At 74.8% G+C, this 17,097-nt stretch carries 1 protein-coding gene (cut by a window edge); it reads right to left on the reverse strand.

Annotation, left to right across the window (positions count from 1 at the left end):
• A protein-coding gene (locus ELX43_RS14205) for a non-ribosomal peptide synthase/polyketide synthase (protein ID WP_127783992.1) crosses the window boundary here: on the reverse strand, positions 1 to 17,097 show its 3' portion. It continues 17,004 nt past the right edge of the window; the window shows 17,097 of its 34,101 coding nt (coding positions 17,005-34,101); its start codon lies off the right edge, out of view — the gene reads right to left on this strand; its stop codon occupies positions 1 to 3.

The raw sequence follows: 17,097 nt of genomic DNA on the forward strand, positions 1-17,097 counted from the left end.
CTACACGTGCCGCGCCACCGCGGTGAGCACCTGCTCCCAGAGCTCCATCAGGGCGTCGGCCTCCGCGGCGGGCAGCACGCCCTCCGGGTGCGACAGCTGCGCCACGTAGGTGGGCCCGTCCGGCCCGTCCTCCACCAGCGTCTGCAGGTCGAGCACCGCCTGGGCGGGCAGCTCGCTGCGGGCGGTGGTGAAGATGCCCTCGGCCTGCAGGTCCGGCTGCCAGGCACCCTGCGCGCCCAGGCCTGCCCCCTCGGGCAGCCGGATCCGGCCGACGTAGTTGAAGACGACCTGCGGCTCGCCCAGGGGACGCAGCTCAGCCGCCGTCTCGGGGTTGAGGTAGCGCAGCATGCCGTAGCCGATGCCGTGGTCGGGGACCGCCGCCAGCTGCTGGTGCACCCGCCGGACCGCGTCCGCGGCAGCGAACGGGTTGCCGGAGGCGACCTCGTCCAGCTCCACCCCCCGCAGGTCCACCCGCGCGGGGTACATGGTGGTGAACCACCCTGCCGTCCGGGAGAGGTCCGCACCCTCCACCAGGTGCTCCTCCCGGCCGTGACCCTCCAGGGTGAGCAGCACCGACCGCTGCCGCACCCCGCGCCGGCGCTGCCACAGCGACACCGCGGTGGCCAGGGTGGCCACCAGCACGTCGGGGAAGGTGCCGCCCAGCTCGGCCGTCGAGGCAGCCAGCAGCGGTCGGGTGACCGCCACCGGCAGCCGCAGCTCGGTGCGCCGCAAGGTCCGCGCCACGTCCACGCTGAGGTCCAGCGGGCGGGTGCCGAGCGCCGGTTCCGCCGTGTCCAGCACCGAGCGCCACCGCGCCAGCTCGGCGACCCGCTCGGGCGTGCGCGCCGCAGCGGTGAGGCCCCGGGTCCACTCCTGCAACGAGGAGCCGGTGTGCATCAGCTGCACTGGCTGGCCGGCCTGCACCTGCTCACCGGCCGTGGCGAAGTCGGGGACCAGGAAGCGCCAGGAGACGGCGTCGACCACCAGGTGGTGCGCGGCCACCAGCAGTCGCCCTGCGGTGCCCGGCTCGGCCGGGGCCAGCCACAGGAAGCGCACCAGGGGCCCCCCGCTCACGTCGGTGGTGGCGACGGCGTGGTCGTAGGCGTCCCGGGCGGCGGCGGTGAACCCGGCGGTGCCCGGCTCCGCCCCGGCGGGGAGCTCCACCCGCTCGACCAGCTCGGCGGCGCGCAGCTCACCCACCGGCGGCACCCACAGCGCCTTGCCGGCAGGCGCAGGGCCGCCCCGTGCGGCGTCCACCTGGGTCAGATCCACCTGGGCCGGGTCCACCAGGCGGGCACGCAGGGCCGGGTGCGCATCGAGCACGGCCTGCACCACCTGCTCGAGCTGGGTCGCGGGCAGCCCCGGCGGCAGGGTCAGCAGCATCGGCATGTGGAACCAGCGGTAGTCGCCGCCGCGCTCCACCATCTTGGCCGCCACCGGGGTGAGCGGCACCCAGCCCGATCCGTCGTCAGCGCCCTGCTGCGCCTGCGGCCCCCCGGTCGCCGGCTGGGCCTGCGCCCGGGCGAGCGCCGCCGCGGCGAGGTCAGCCACGGTGGGGCTGTCCACCACGTCCCTGGCCGTCAGCTGCAGGCCGGCGGCACGGGCGCAGGACACCAGCTGCATCGAGCCGATGCTGTCCCCGCCGAGGCCGAAGAAGGAGTCGTCCAGCCCCACCTTGTCGTGGCCGAGCAGGTCGGCGATCAGCTCGGCCAGCACCTGCTCCACCGCGCTCTCCGGTGCCCGGTACTGCACCTCGTCGGTGCCCGGCACCGGCAGTGCGGCCCGGTCGACCTTGCCCGACGGTCCCAGCGGCATCTGCGCCAGCACGGTCACCACGGTGGGCACCAGGGAGGCGGGCAGCCGCGCCGCCACCGCTTCCCGCAGCTGCTGCGGGTCCAGCGGCGCGCCGTGGCCGTCGGCGCCTCGGTGGTCGGCGCTCACGTAGGCGGCCAGTGCGGTGGCCGTGCCCGCCTGGCGAGCCACCACCACCGCGCGCGCCACCCCGGGCTGCTCCAGCAGCACCGCCTCCACCTCGCCGGGCTCCACCCGCAGCCCGCGGATCTTCAGCTGCAGGTCGCTGCGGCCGACGTACTCCAGCGCCCCGTCCGGACGCCAGCGCACCACGTCACCGGTGCGGTACATCCGCGCTCCGGCCCCGGTGAAGGGGTCGGCCACGAAGCGCTCGGCGGTGAGCCCCGGCCGGGCGGCGTAGCCGCGGGACACCTGCTCGCCGGCCAGGTACAGCTCCCCCTCCGCCCCCACCGGAACCGGCTGCAGCGTGGGGCTGAGCACGTAGGCACGGGTGTTCCACACCGGTGTGCCGATGGGCACCGCGCCTGCGGCGCCGCCAGCGGCCACCTGCGAGGTGGCGTCCACGGTCACCTCGGTGGGCCCGTACAGGTTGACCACCTCGGCGCCGAACACCCGGGCCGTCCTGCTCGCCAGCGCCTGGGTGAGCGTCTCCCCACCGGAGAACACCCTGCGCAGGTGCAGCTCGGTGCCGGCCCGCTCGGCGGCGTCCACCACCAGGCTGAGCACGCTGGGCACGTACTGCACCACCGTCACGCCCTGGGTGGCGATGACGTCGAGCATGTACTCGGCGTCGACGTGGCCCTCCGGTGCCGGCACCACCAGGGTGGCCCCCACCGCCAGTGGCGCGAACAGCTCCCACACCGAGGCGTCGAAGGTGTGCAGGGTCTTCTGCAGCACCACGTCCTCGGCGTCGAGGCCGTGCTCGGCGCACAGCCACCGCACCTGGTTGACGATCGAGCGGTGCTGCACGGTCACCCCCTTGGGCCGCCCGGTGGACCCGGAGGTGAACAGCACGTAGGCGGCGTTGCCCGGCCGCAGCGGCGCGGTGCGGTCGCTGTCTCGCAGGGGCGCGGCGGACAGCCCGGACAGGTCGAGCTGGTCGACGAGGACCGTGGGCACGTCCGGCAGCCGCTGCCCCGGGGTGCCGGAGGTGGTGAGCACGCAGACGGGCTGCGCGACCCGGACCATGTCGGCCAGCCGGTCGACCGGGTGGGTGGGGTCGAGCGGCAGGTAGGCGCCTCCGGCACGCACCACGGCGTGCAGCGCCACCAGCAGCTCCACCGACGTCTGCATGGCCACGCCCACGGTGCTCTCCGGGCCCACGCCCAGCGACACCAGGTGCCGGGCCAGCCGGTTGACCACCGCGTCCAGCTCCCCGTAGGTCAGCGAGCGGTCCGGCAGCACCACCGCGGTGCGGTCCGGGTCGACGTGGCCGAACAGCTCCGGCAGCGTCTGCTCGACCACCGCGTGGTCGGTGTCGTTGAAGGCGTGCAGCACCCGGGCCCGCTCCCCCTCGGCCAGCAGGTCGAGGCTGCTGACCGCGGTCTCCGGCGCCTGCGCGGCGGCGTGCAGGACCGTCTGCAGCTGACGGCCGATCGCGGTCACGGCCTCGGGGCCCACCACGTCGGGAAGGTGCTCCAGGACCACCCGCAGGGAGTCCTCGTCGAAGCAGGCGAGGGTGAGCGGGTAGTGCGTGGCGTCCGCGCCACGCACGCCCTCCACCGTCATCCCGTCCACGGACCCCGCCGCCTGCGCCCCGGCCGCGTCGATCGGGTACGACTCGAACACGGTCAGCGTGTCGAACACCGCCCCGTCGCCGGCCAGGTGCTGGATCTCGCTGAGCCCGACGTGGTGGTGCTCGAGCAGCTGAGCCTGCTCCTGCTGCAGCCGGTGCAGCAGGTCGGCGAGGGTGTCGCCCGGCTCCTGGCGCACCCGGACCGGCAGCGTGTTGATGAACAGCCCGACCATCTGCTGCACGCCGTCCAGCTCGGGCGGGCGGCCGGAGACCGTGGCCCCGAACACCACGTCGTCCCGCCCCAGCAGGCGCCCGAGCACGACGCCCCAGGCGGCCTGCACCACCGTGTTGGTGGTGACGCCCAGCCGGGCGGCGGTGGTGCGCAGCGCGGCGGTGTCCTCGGGGCTGAGCCGGATCTCGGTCTTTCCGGGCTCGCCGGTGTTGGCCCGGTGCAGCGCCCCGAACAGGGTGCTCGGGGAGTCCAGCCCGGCCAGCGCCCGCGCCCACGCCTGGCGCGCCTGGCTCGGGTCCTGGCGGTGCAGCCACGCCAGGTAGTCCCGGAACTGCCGCGCCGGCGCCAGCCCCGCCGCGTGGCCGTCGGTGGCGTAGAGGGTGAGCAGCTCGCTGATCATGATGGGCATGGACCAGCCGTCCAGCAGGACGTGGTGGTTGGCCACCGCCAGCTCCCAGCTGTCCTGCTCCAGGTGCAGCAGCAGCAGGCGGACCAGGGGCGCGGCGTGCACGTCGAAGCGGTCGGTGCGGTTGGCGCCCAGCAGCTCCTGGCGACGTGCCTCACGCTGCGTCGCGTCGAGACCGGTGAGGTCGACCACCTCGAACGGCACGGCCACGTCGGTCACCACGACCTGCACCGGCGGGCCGGCGGAGGTGGCGTCGAAGGCCACCCGCAGGTTGGGGTAGCGCTGCAGCAGGGCGTGCGCGGCGCGCCGCAGCCGGTCGGCGTCGACCCGCCCGGACAGCTCCAGCACCACCTGGGCGGTGTAGAGGTCGACCGATCCCTCCGCGATCATCGCGTGGAAGAGCATCCCGGCCTGCAGCGGGGTCAGCGGCAGCACGTCGCTGAGGGTGCCGTGGCGCTGCTCCCACCCGTCCACGTCGGCCTGCGTGGCTGTGACCAGCTGCAGGTCCGAGGGGGTCAGCTCCCGGTGCTGCCCGGCCAGGGCAGCCGCGGCCACCGCCTCGCTGGCCTGCTCCCAGAGCTGGGCGAAGCGACCGACTGCTGCTTCGTCGAGCAGGCCGGTGGCGTAGCCCAGGTGCACCGCCAACCGCTCCTGCCCGTCGCGGACCTCCACGGAGAGGTTGGCCTCCAGCGCCGCCGCGGCGGCCATCGCCCGCAGCGGCGGACGGTGTGCGCCGACGGCGTCCGCGGTGGGCATCCAGCCGTGGTCGGTGACGCTGTCGTCGGCCTCCCCGCCGAAGCGGCCGAGGTAGTTGAAGGTGATCTGCGGCTCTGCCAGGCCGTCGAGCTCGCCGGCGGTGGCGGGGTTGAGGTGGCGCAGCAGGCCGTGCCCGACTCCCTTGTCCGGGACCGCAGCCAGCTGCTCCTTGACCGCCTTGACCGCGCGCACGGCCTCAGCGGCATCGGCACGGGCGGCGAACACCGCGTCCAGGTCGACCCCCGCGACGTCCAGTCGCACCGGGTGCACCGCGGTGAACCACCCGACGGTGCGGGAGAGGTCAGCGCCGGGCAGCAGCTCGTCCTGGCGGCCGTGGCCCTCCAGCCGCACCAGCGTGGACGTCGAGTGCTCTCCGCGCTCGCTGCGCCACCGGGCGACGGCCAGCGCCAGCGCGGTGAGCAGCCCGTCGTCGACGCCGCTGCCGAAGCGGTCCGGGAGCACGTTGAGCAGGGCGTGGGTGGCCGGCGGGCTGAGCTCGACCTGGTGCTCGGCGACGTCGGCGCTGGTGTCCACCTCGGGGTCCAGCGCCCGCCGGCCCAGCGGGGCCTCCGGCTCGGCCAGCATCGTCCGCCAGTACTCCAGCTCAGCGACGCGCTCCGCCGAGCTGGCCTGCTCGACCAGGGCGTGCGCCCAGGTGCGCAGCGAGGTGCCCACCTCGGCCAGCACCGGCGTGCTCCCGCCGGCCTGCTGGTACCAGGCGTCAGCGAGGTCGGGCACCAGAACCCGCCAGGAGATGGTGTCGACCACCAGGTGGTGCACCACCACGAACAGCCGACCCGACCGGTGCGGGCCGCGGTCGAACCACAGCAGCTCCACCACCCGGCCAGCGCGGACGTCCAGCCGCTCCAGCGCCCGGGCGTAGGCCTGCTCCACCACGGCGGTGAAGGCCGGGGAGCCGGGCTCTGCCTCGGTGGGCACGTGGGTGAGGACGTCCTCGGCGCGGACCGCGCCCACGGGGGCCACCTCGAGCTCCTCGGCGGAGAGCAGCCGGGCGCGCAGCCCGTCGTGGCGGTCGAGCACCGCCTGCACGGTGCTCAGCAGACCGTCGCGGTCGGCCCCCACCGGCAGCGACAGCATCGTGGGCATGTCGAAGGCGTCGAAGTCACCGCCGCGGCCGAGCACCCAGCGCATCACCGGGGTGGTGGGCAGCCGCCCGACACCGCCGCCAGGCAGCTCGCGGTGCCCGGCCAGCTCGGCGGCCTCGGCGAACCGGGCCACCCGGGCGAGCTCGGCCACGGTGCGGTGCTGGAAGAGATCGCTGGCCTTCAGCTGGACCCCGGCCGCCTTGGCCCGCGCGACCACCTGGATGGCGACGATGGAGTCACCGCCCAGGGCGAAGAACGACTCGTCCACCCCGACCGACGCTACGCCGAGCACCTCGGCGAACACCCGCTCCAGCGCCAGCTCCAGGTCAGTCGCCGGGGCCCGGCCTGCGCTGTCGGTGACGGCCAGCTCCGGCTCCGGCAGCGCCCGCACGTCGAGCTTGCCCGCCGGCGTCAGCGGGACAGTCGGCACCGGCACCACCGCGGCCGGAACCATGTGCCCGGGAAGCACCCGGGACAGGTGCTCCCTCAGCGCGGTGGTGTCGAGCTCCGCGCCGGGCGCCGGGCTCACGTAGGAGACGAGCACGGTCGCCCCCGCCGGCCCGGGCCGGTCCACCGTGGCGGCGAAGGCCACCTCTAGTCGCTGGGCGAGGACCGCGTCGATCTCCCCCAGCTCGATGCGGAAGCCGCGGATCTGCACCTGGCGGTCGGCCCGGCCGGCGTACTCCAGCTCGGGCTCGCCCGCCGGGCCCAGCACCCACCGCACCACGTCCCCGGTGCGGTAGGCCACGCCGCCTGCCGGCATCGGGCCGGTGCCGGCGCAGGGGTTGGCCACGAACCGCCCGGCGGTGAGCGAGGGCCGCCGCAGGTACCCGCGGGCCACTCCCGCGCCGCAGACGTAGAGCTCGCCGGGCACGCCCAGCGGCACCGGGCGCAGCCGGTCGTCGAGCACCAGCAGGTGCCCACCGCTGAGCGGGCTGCCGATGACCACCGGTTCCCCGGGGCGCAGCGGGTGGCTGAGGCTGGCCACCACCGTGGTCTCGGTGGGCCCGTAGGCGTCCAGGAAGCGCCGGCCTGGGGCCCAGCGCGCCACCAGCGCGGCGGGAACCGCCTCACCACCCACCACCACGGTGCGCAGCTCGTCCAGCCTGGTGGGGTCGACGGTGGCCAGCGCCGCGGGTGTGCTGAAGGCGTGGGTGACGTGCTGCGTGCGGAGCAGCTCGGTCAGCTCCTCCCCGGCGTAGCTCTGCCGGGGCACCAGCACCATGGCCGCCGCGGCACCGATCGCCATGGTCAGCTCCAGCACGGAGGCGTCGAAGCTGGGTGAGGACGAGCCCAGGGTGCGCGAGCTCGCCGTCGTGCCGTAGCGCTCGCGCTGGCTGGCGGTGAGGTCGGCCAGCCCGGTGTGGGTGACCAGCACGCCCTTGGGCACCCCAGTGGTGCCGGAGGTGTAGATGACGTAGGCGAGGTTGCGCGCGCGCAGGGGGCGGCGTCGGTCGGCGTCGGTCACCGGCCGCGCGGAGCGCTGGGCCTGCTCGTGCGCGCACTCCGCGGAGTCCAGCAGCACCCAGGGCAGCAGGGTGGGCAGCGCGTCGGCGTGCTGGGTGGTGGTGACCCCGATCCGGGCGCCGGAGTCGGTGAGCATGTGCGCCACCCGCTCGCTGGGGTAGGTCGGGTCCACCGGCACGAACGCGGCGCCGGTCTTGGCCACCGCCCACACCGCCAGCACCGACTCCACCGATCGGGCGATCCCCAGGGCCACCACGTCCTCCGGTCCCACCCCACGGTCGATCAGCAGCCGGGCGAGCCGGTTGGACTGCTCGTCGAGCTCGCGATAGGTGAGCACCCGGTCGCCGTCCACCAGGGCAGGACCGTCGGGGTTGGTGGCGACGGCGGTGGCCATCAGCTCGGGCAGCGTGCGGGTCTGCTCCCCCGGCGCCCCGGACACCGGCACCAGCTGTTCGGTCTCCCGCGGGTCGAGCAGGTCGATGTCGCCCACGGTGAGGTCGGGCTGGGTGGCGAAGGCCTCCACCACCCGCAGGAAGCGCGCGCTGAGCTGCTCCACGGTGGCGGCGTCGAAGAGTGCGGTGGCGTAGGTGAACGACGCCTCCAGCGCGGTGGGGTCCCCGGTGTCGTCGGTGACCTCACCCAAGGTCAGCTGCAGCTCGAACTTGGCGACGTCGAGCTCACCGGGGAAGGGCTCCGCCCGCAGGCCCGCCACCTCCAGCTCCGGCACCTCGTCCTCCACCACCGACAGCGCCACCTGGAACAGCGGCGGGTGGGCGGTGCTGCGGTGCGGCGCGAGGGTGTCCACCAGCTTCTCGAACGGCACCTCGGTGTGCGTGAACGCCGCCAGGTCGGCCGCGCGGACCTGGCCGAGCAGCTCGTGCACCGTGGTCGTCGGTGCCACCTGCACCCGCAGGGCCAGGGTGTTGACGAACATGCCCACCACGTCGTCGAGCACCCGCTGCCCGCGGCCGGCGATGGGGGTGCCGATGACCACGTCGGTGGTCCCGCTCAGCCGGGCCAGCAGGGTGGCCAGGGCGGCGTGGGCGAGCATGAAGGTGGTGACGCCGCGGCGGCGGGCCGTGGCCCGCAGCTGCCGGTAGAGCTCGGTGTCCACCCGGAAGGTGTGCGTGGCACCGGCGAGGGACTGCACCGCCGGGCGGGGCCGGTCCATCGGCAGGTCGAGGGTCTCCGGCAGACCGGCCAGCGTCTGCTGCCAGAACGCCAGCTGCCGGGCCACCGCCGAGTCCGGGTCGGACTCCTCGCCCAGCACGTCCCGCTGCCACAGCGCGTAGTCGGCGTACTGCACGGGCAGCGGCAGCCAGGCCGGCGGCTGCCCGGCCGTGCGGGCGGCGTAGGCCAGCATCAGGTCGCGGGTCAGCGGGGCCAGCGAGGAGCCGTCGGCGGCGATGTGGTGCAGCACGAGGACCAGCACGTGCTCGGTGGAGCCACCCACCGCCAGCAGCGCGGCGCGCAGCGGGGGCCGGGCCGCCACGTCGAAGCCCTCGGCCATCAGCTCGGCCACCCGGCGATCCAGGCCGTCGGCGGCGACCTCCTGCACGTGCAGCTGCACCCCGGCGTCCTCGGCGCTGAACACCAGCTGGTGCGGGGTGGGCCCGTCGCTGGGATAGCAGGTGCGCAGCGTCTCGTGCCGCTGCACCAGGTCGCCCAGCGCAGCCCGCATCGCGTCGGGGTCCACGGCGCCGGTCAGGCGCACCGCCAGGGGGATGTTGTAGGCGGGCGAGGTGGTGTCGAACTGGTTGAGGAACCACATGCGCAGCTGTGCGGAGGACAGCGGGACCTGCGCAGGGCGAGGACCGGCCACCAGCTTGGGCCGGGCGTGCCCACCCGCAGCGTCGGTGAGCTCACGCTGCACCCGGCGGGCGAGCTCGGCCACGCTGGGTGCCTCGAAGAGGTCGCGGACGCCCAGTGCGCAGTCCATCGCGTCGTTGACCCGGGCGATCACCCGGGTGGCCGACAGGGAGCTGCCGCCGAGGTCGAAGAACCCGGTGGTCACCCCCACCCGGTCCACCCCCAGCACCTCGGCGAACACCCCGGCGACGACCTCCTCGACCGGGTCGCGGGGGGCCACGTCGGCGGTGGAGGCCGCGAGCAGCTGCGGCTCCGGCAGCGCCGACCGGTCGAGCTTTCCGTTGGCGCTCAACGGCATCCGCGGCAGGACGGTGACCACCGAGGGCACCATGTAGGAGGGCAGCCGCTCGGCCAGCTGCTCGGTGACCGCCACCGGGTCGAGGTGGTGCTCGGCCACCCCGGCCGCGGGAGCGACGTAGGCGGCGAGCTGCTCACCGAGCCGCTCGTGGCTGTGCACCACCGCCACCGCGGCACCGACGCCCTCGATCGCCAGCAGGGCCGACTCGATCTCGCCCAGCTCGATCCGGAAGCCGTGCACCTTCACCTGGAAGTCGCTGCGCCCGACGTACTCCAGCTCACCGGTCCGGGTGGAGCGGACCAGGTCGCCGGTGCGGTACATCCGCTCGCCGGGAGCGCCGTACGGGTCGGCGACGAAGCGGTCGGCCGTCAGCTCCGGCCGGTGGTGGTAGCCCCGAGCCAGCTGCACCCCGGCCAGGTACAGCTCACCGGTGCTGCCGGGCGGCACCGGGTGCAGGCGCCCGTCGAGCACGTGGCGACGCACGTTGGCCTCGGGGACGCCGATGGGCACCGCGCCCGCCTCGTCCGGCCCGCAGTGGTGCCAGGTCACGCTCACCGCAGCCTCGGTGGGGCCGTAGAGGTTGTGCACCTCGGTCCCGGCCGCGGCGGTGGCGGCCTGCAGCCGGGCGACGGTGCCGGCGGAGAGGGCCTCACCGATGCACAGCACCGCGCGCAGGTCCGGCAGCGGCAGGGCTCCCTCGGCGTCGGTCACCGTGTCCAGGAAGGCGTCGAGCAGGGACGGCACGAAGTGGGCCACGGTGGCACGGTGGCGGGCCATCAGCTCGGCCAGGTGCGCCGGGTCGCGGTGACCGTCCGGGCGGGCGAGCACCAGGCAGGCACCGGCGGTCAGCGGCCACCACAGCTCCCAGACGGAGAGGTCGAAGGTGGCGGGGGTCTTCTGCACCAGCACGTCGTGGGTGTCCAGCGGGAAGCGCAGCTGCTTCCAGCGCAGCTGGTTGACCACGGCGGCGTGCGGCACGGTGACGCCCTTGGGCCGGCCGGTGGAGCCGGAGGTGTAGATGACGTAGGCGGGGTGCTCGGCGCGCAGCGGCGCCAGGCGGTCGGCGTCGGTGATCGGGTGCGGGGCGGCATCCCGCAGCGCCTGCTGCACCGTCGGCTCGTCCAGCACCAGCACCTGCTGCCCGGTGAGGACCTCGGCCAGCTCAGCCAGCTCGGCGGAACCACACAGCACCACCACCGGCCGTGCGCTGTCCAGCACGTAGCTGGTGCGCTCGTGCGGGTGGTCGGGATCCAGCGGCAGGTAGGCGCCACCGGCGGTGACCACCGCCTGCATCGCCAGCACCAGCTCGGGTGAGCGGCGCAGCGCCAGGCCCACCGTGGTCTCCGGCCCCACCCCGGCCTGCACCAGCAGCCGGGCCAACCCGTTGACCCGGGCGGCGAGCTCGCCGTAGGTCCAGGCCTGCTCGTCGGCCGAGCGCAGGGCCACCGCGTCCGGCGTGGCCAGCGCCTGCGCCGCCACCAGCTCGGCCAGCGTGGTCTCCGCCGGACCGAGGTCGCGCGTGGTGTCGTTGGCCTGCACCAAGGCGCGCCGCTCGGCCGCGGAGAGCAGCTCCAGGTCGCCCAGCGGGCGCTGCGGCTGGGCCAGTGCCTCCTCCACCAGCCGGGTGAAGCGCTCGGCGATGCCCTGCACGGTCTCCGGCTGGAACAGCGCCCGGGAATAGGTGAACACCGCGTCCAGCCCGTCCGGCGCACCGTCGGCGGTGAACCGCTCGCTCACGATCAGGTGCAGGTCGTACTGGGTGTTGTCGGTCTCCAGCTCCATCGCCGAGACGTCCAGGCCGGGCAGCGCCAGCTCCGCGCGCTGCAGGTTCTGGAAGGAGAAGCCCACCTGTGCCAGCGGGGCGTAGGCCTGGGTGCGGGCGGGGTTCAGCGCGCTGACCAGCTGCTCGAAGGGCACGTCGGCGTGGGAGAAGGCATCCAGGTCGCCGCTGCGGACCGTGGCCAGCAGGTCGGCGAGGCCACGGTCCAGGTCCACCGGCGACCGCAGCACCAGGGTGTTGACGAACATCCCGACCAGCGGCTCCAGCGCGGGCGCTCCCCGGCCCGCGACGGGGGTGGCCACGGCGACGTCGGTGCTGCCGCTGAGTCGGGCCAGCAGCGCCGCGAACGCGGCGTGGGTGGCCATGAAGGTGGTGGCACCGTGGCGGCGGGCCAGCTCCACCAGCCCCTGGTGTGCGGCAGCGGGCAGGGTGCAGCGCACCGACCCGCCGTCGGTGGACTGCACCGCAGGACGCGGGTGGTCGGTGGGCAGCTCGAGCAGGTCCGGCAGGCCGGCCAGGTTCTGCGACCACCACCCGATCTGCGCGGCCGCCGGGGACTCGGGGTCGTCCGGGTCGCCGAGCGCGGCCCGCTGCCAGAGCGCGTAGTCGGCGTACTGCACCTCCAGCGGAGTCCACCGTGGAGCGATGCCCTCGCGGCGGGCGGTGTAGGCGGTCATCACGTCCACCGCCAGCGGGACCGCTGACGTGCCGTCCGTCGCGACGTGGTGGATCACCAGCACCAGCACGTGCTCGTCCTCGGCCAGCCGCAGCAGCCCGGTGCGCAGCGGCACGGTCCGCGTCACGTCGAAGCCGGCGGCAGCCAGCCGCAGGGCGTGCTCGCGCAGCTGCGCCTCGGTGACGTCGACCGGGGTGAGCTCGGTGGGCACCAGGTCGGCGGGCAAGACCTGCTGGTACGGGCCGTCGCCGTCGCCGGGGTAGACGGTGCGCAGCGTCTCGTGGCGCTGCAGCACGTCGCGCAGCGCGGCGCGCAGCACGTCCAGGTCCAGCGCGCCACGCAGCCGCACCGCGATCGGCACGTTGTAGGCCGCGGTGTGCGGGTCGAGCTGGTTGATGAACCACATGCGCTGCTGGGCCAGCGACAGCGGCAGGCGATCGGGGCGCTCGATGCTGCCCAGCACCGGCCCGCTCGCTGCGCCGTCCTCGGCCAGCGCCGCCACGGCGAGCGCAAGCTCCGCCACCGTGGGCGCCTCGAACAGGGTGCGCACCCCCACCGGGACGTCCAGCAGCTCCCCGAGCCGGGCGCTGACCCTGGTCGCCACCAGGGAGTTGCCGCCCAGGTCGAAGAAGCTGTCGTGGGCCCCGATGCGCTGCACCCCGAGCACCTCGGCGAAGACCTCCGCCACCAGCCGCTCCATCGCCGTCGCCGGCTCGCGGTCGGCGTCGCTGTCCACGCCCAGCGGCAGCGCGGGGTCCAGCCGGTTGCGGTCGAGGGCACCGCTCGGCGTCAGCGGCAGCTCGTCCACCGCCACCACTGCGCTGGGGACCAGGTAGCCGGGCAGCCGGGCGGCGACGAGGGCCAGCAGCGCCGGCACGTCGACGACAGCGCCGGGCACCGGCTGGACGTAGGACACCAGCGCCGTGTGGCCCGCAGCGTCGAGCACACCCACGGTGGCCGAGACAGCGACCTCGGCGGCCTCGCCCAGCACGGCGTCCACCTCACCGGGACGCACCCAGACACCACGGACCTTCACTCGCGGCTCGCTGCGCCCGACGCGCTCGACCGTCCCGGCCCGGGTGCGGCGGACCACGGCACCGGTGTTGACCATCCGCTCCCCCGGCTGCCCGTAGGGGTCGGCCACGAAGCGCGCGGCGGTGGCGGCGGGCGCGTGGTGGTAGCCGCGGGCCAGAGCGGGCCCGGCGACGTACAGCTCGCCCGCGACGCCCACGGGCACCGGGCGCAGTCGCCGGTCCAGCACCATCAGCCGGACCCCGCGCAGCGGTGCACCGACGCTGGTGGCCGCTGCGGCCTCGTCGCCGTGCAGCGCGGCGGTGATCGCGGCGACCACCCCGGTCTCGGCCACGCTGAAGGCGGTGCGCAGCTGCCTGCCGTCCGGCTGGGCGGCATCGGGCAGCCAACGGGTGAGCAGGTCGGGGGCCCACTGCTCCCCCAGGACGAGCACCGACTCCACCGCCGTCAGCTCGCCGGGGTCGGTGCTGCGCAGCACGGCGGGGACCGCCACCAGGTGGGTGATGCCCTCCTGCTGCACCAGCTCGGCGAGCTGCGCCCCCAGGGGTGTCGCCGCCGGAGCCACCACCAGGGTGGCGCCGGCCGTGAGGGCGCTCAGCTGCTCCACCAGCGCGGCCTCGGTCCCGGTGGCCGCGGTGTGCAGCACCCGGGAACGTGGTCCGGCTCCGGTGCGCTCGGCCAGCTCGGTGGCGAGCTGGTCCAGGCCGCGGTGGGTGAGCACCGTCAGCCGCGCCGCAGGAGTGGACTCGTGGCTGCTGGGGGAACCGAGCACCACGTGCGCGGCGCTGTCCGGGTGCAGCGGTGCCCGCCGCTCGGCGTCGGTCAGCGGGACGCTGGAGCTCGCCTCGACGGCGGCCACCACCTCACGGGAGTCCAGCACCACCCAGTCCTGGGTCTCGGGCCAGCCCGGGGTCTCGGGCAGCGCGGTCCGGTGCTGGCTGGCGGTCACGCCCACGACCAGGTCCGGCCGGGTCGTCAGGTCCGCCAGGCCCTCGAGCTCGGCCTCCGGGTCCAGCGCGAGCACTGCTGCCCCGGTCTTGGCCACCGCCCACGCCGCGAGCACGGCGGGTGCGCTCCGGGGCAGTGCCACGGCCACCAGCCGCTCCGGCCCTGCGCCGTGGCCGAGGAGCACCCGAGCCAGCCGGTTGGACTGCTCGTCGAGCTGGCGGTAGGTGAGGGTGTGTCCGCCGTCGCGCACCGCGGGAGCGTCCGGCACCCGGGTGGCCACAGCGGTGAACAGCTCGGGCAGGGTGCGGGCCTGCTGCGCCGGCTCGCCGACGCCGCGGAACGCGCTGCGCTCCTGCTCGTCGAGCAGGTCCACGTCGCCGATCACCACGTCCGGGTCGGCGACCACCGCGGCCGCGACCCGGCTCAGCCGCCGCGCGAGGGCGGCGATCGTCTCGGGGTCGAACAGGTCGGTGGCGTAGCTCAGCGCCGCGTCCAGCCCGGCCGGCGCGCCGGCGTCGTCCAGCTGCTCCACCACGCTCAGCTGCAGGTCGAACTTGGCCACCTCCAGCCCGGCGTCCACCTCCGACACCCGCAGACCGCTCGTCTCGAACACCGGGGCCAGGTTGTTGTCCAGCGACAGCGCCACCTGGAACAGCGGCTGCCCGGACCCCGAGCGGGGCACCTCGAGCGCGTCGACCAGTCGCTCGAACGGCACGTCGGCGTGGCCGAAGGCGTCCAGGTCGAAGTCCCGCACCGTGTCCAGCAGGTGGCTGAAGGGCGCGTCGGGGTCGACCGCGGTCCGCAGCACCAGGGTGTTCACGAACATCCCGACCAGGTCGTCGAGCTCGGGGCGACCGCGCCCGGCCACCGGGGTGCCGATGCAGATGTCGGGCTCGGCGCTGAGCCGGTTGAGCAGCACCGCCAGCGTGGCGTGCAGCACCATGAACAGGCTGCTGCCGGTGCGGGCGGCCAGGTCCCGCAGGCCACGGTGCACCTCGGCGTCCAGCCGGAACCCGAGGGTGGCTCCGTGCAGCGACGGCGTGGCGGGGCGGGGCCGGTCGGTGGGCAGGTCGAGGGTCTCCGGCACCCCGCGCAGCCGCTCCGCCCAGAACTGCACCTGGCGCGCCACCAGGGACTGCGGGTCGTCCTCCTCGCCGAGCACCCGGCGCTGCCAGGCCGCGTAGTCGCCGTACTGCACCGGCAGTGGGTCCCAGCCCGGCTGCTCTCCCGCCCGGCGGGCGTCGTAGGCGAGCAGCAGGTCGCGCAGCAGCGGGGCCAGCGAGGCGCCGTCGGCGCTGATGTGGTGGGTGACCATGGCCAGCAGGTGCTCGTCGTCGGCGGTGCGCAGCAGGGCCATGCGCAGCGGCACGTCCACGGCCACGTCGAAGCCGCTGCCCGCCATCAGCCGCAGCTGGTGGGTCGCGGCCGCCGTCGGGTCCTGCTCGGTGCGCAGGTCCACCAGCGTGATGCGCTCGGCCAGCTCCTCGGCCGGGACCACCACCTGGTGGGGCTCGACCGTGCCGGCGGGGAACCGGGTGCGCAGCGCCTCGTGCCGGTCCAGCACGTCCACCACCGCGGCCTGCAGCGCAGCCTGGTCGAGCTCACCGGCCAGGCGCACCGTGAGCGGCAGGTTGTAGGCGGGCGAGGCGGTGTCGTACTGGTTGAGGAACCACATGCGTTGCTGCGCCATCGACAGCGGCAGCGGCTCGGCGCGGTCCACCGGCACCAGCGGCGCCGCCGTGGCGGCGACCCCGACGCGGTCCTGCAGGTACCCGGCCAGGCGATCGACCGTGCGGTGCTCGAACAGGTCGCGCACGGACATGTCCGCGTCCAGCGCGGTGTTCACCCGGGCCACCACCCGGGTGGCGGACAGCGAGTTGCCGCCCAGGTCGAAGAAGTCGTCGTGCACGCCCACCGCGGAGGTCCCGATGACGGCCTCGAAGATGCTGGCGAGCAGCCGCTCCAGCTCGGTGGCCGGCGGCACGTGGTCCCGGCGCAGGGAGTCCAGGTCCGGGGTGGGCAGCTCGTTGCGGTCGAGCTTGCCGTTGCTGTTCAGCGGCATGGCGGCCAGCACGACCACGACGCCGGGAACCATGTAGTCGGGCAGCGCAGCCTCGCAGGCGAGGCGCAGCTCGTCGGGGTCCGGCTGGTGGCCGGGGACGGCCACCACGTAGCCGACCAGCAGCTCGGTGGAGCCGGCCATGCGCACCGCGGCGGCCGAGCCGGCAACCGTGGGGTGCCCGGCCAGCACAGCCTCGACCTCGCCGAGCTCGATGCGCAGACCACGAAGCTTGACCTGGTCGTCGGTGCGGCCGATGAACTCCAGCTCGCCGTGCTTGTTCCACCGCACGACGTCGCCGGTGCGGTACATCCGGCTGCCCGCGGGGCCGAAGGGGTCGCTGACGAAGCGGTCGGCGGTCAGGTCAGGCCGCCCGAGGTAGCCACGGGCCAGCTGGGTGCCGGCGAGGTAGAGCTCACCGCCCACCCCGGTGGCCACCGGGCGCAGGCGGCGGTCGAGCACGTAGGCGTCGGTCTGCCGGATCGGCGAGCCGATGGGCACCACCGACCTGATGGGGTGCTCCAGCGGTGAGTAGGTGGCACCGACGGTGAACTCGGTGGGCCCGTAGGTGTTGCACAGCCGGGCGGTGCTGACCTCCCGGAACCGGCGGACCTGCGCCAGGGTGAGCACCTCGCCGCCGGCCACCACCTCGACCGCGGAGGCGAAGACGTCGCCGAAGTCTGCGGTGAGCAGCACCTCCAGCATGGAGGGGACGAACTCGAGCACGGTCACCTGCTGCTCGGTGATGAGCCGAGCGAGGTAGTCGGGCTCGCGGTGCCCGCCGTGGCGCGCCAGGACCACGGTGCCGCCCACCATCAGCGGAGCCAGGCACTCCCACATCGAGACGTCGAAGGTGTACGGGGCCTTCTGCAGCACCCGGGAGCTCGCGTCCAGCCGGTACTGCTCGATGGTCCAGTGCAT

Origin of the sequence: Rhodococcus sp. X156 (assembly GCF_004006015.1) — a bacterium.
Lineage (GTDB): Bacteria > Actinomycetota > Actinomycetes > Mycobacteriales > Mycobacteriaceae > X156.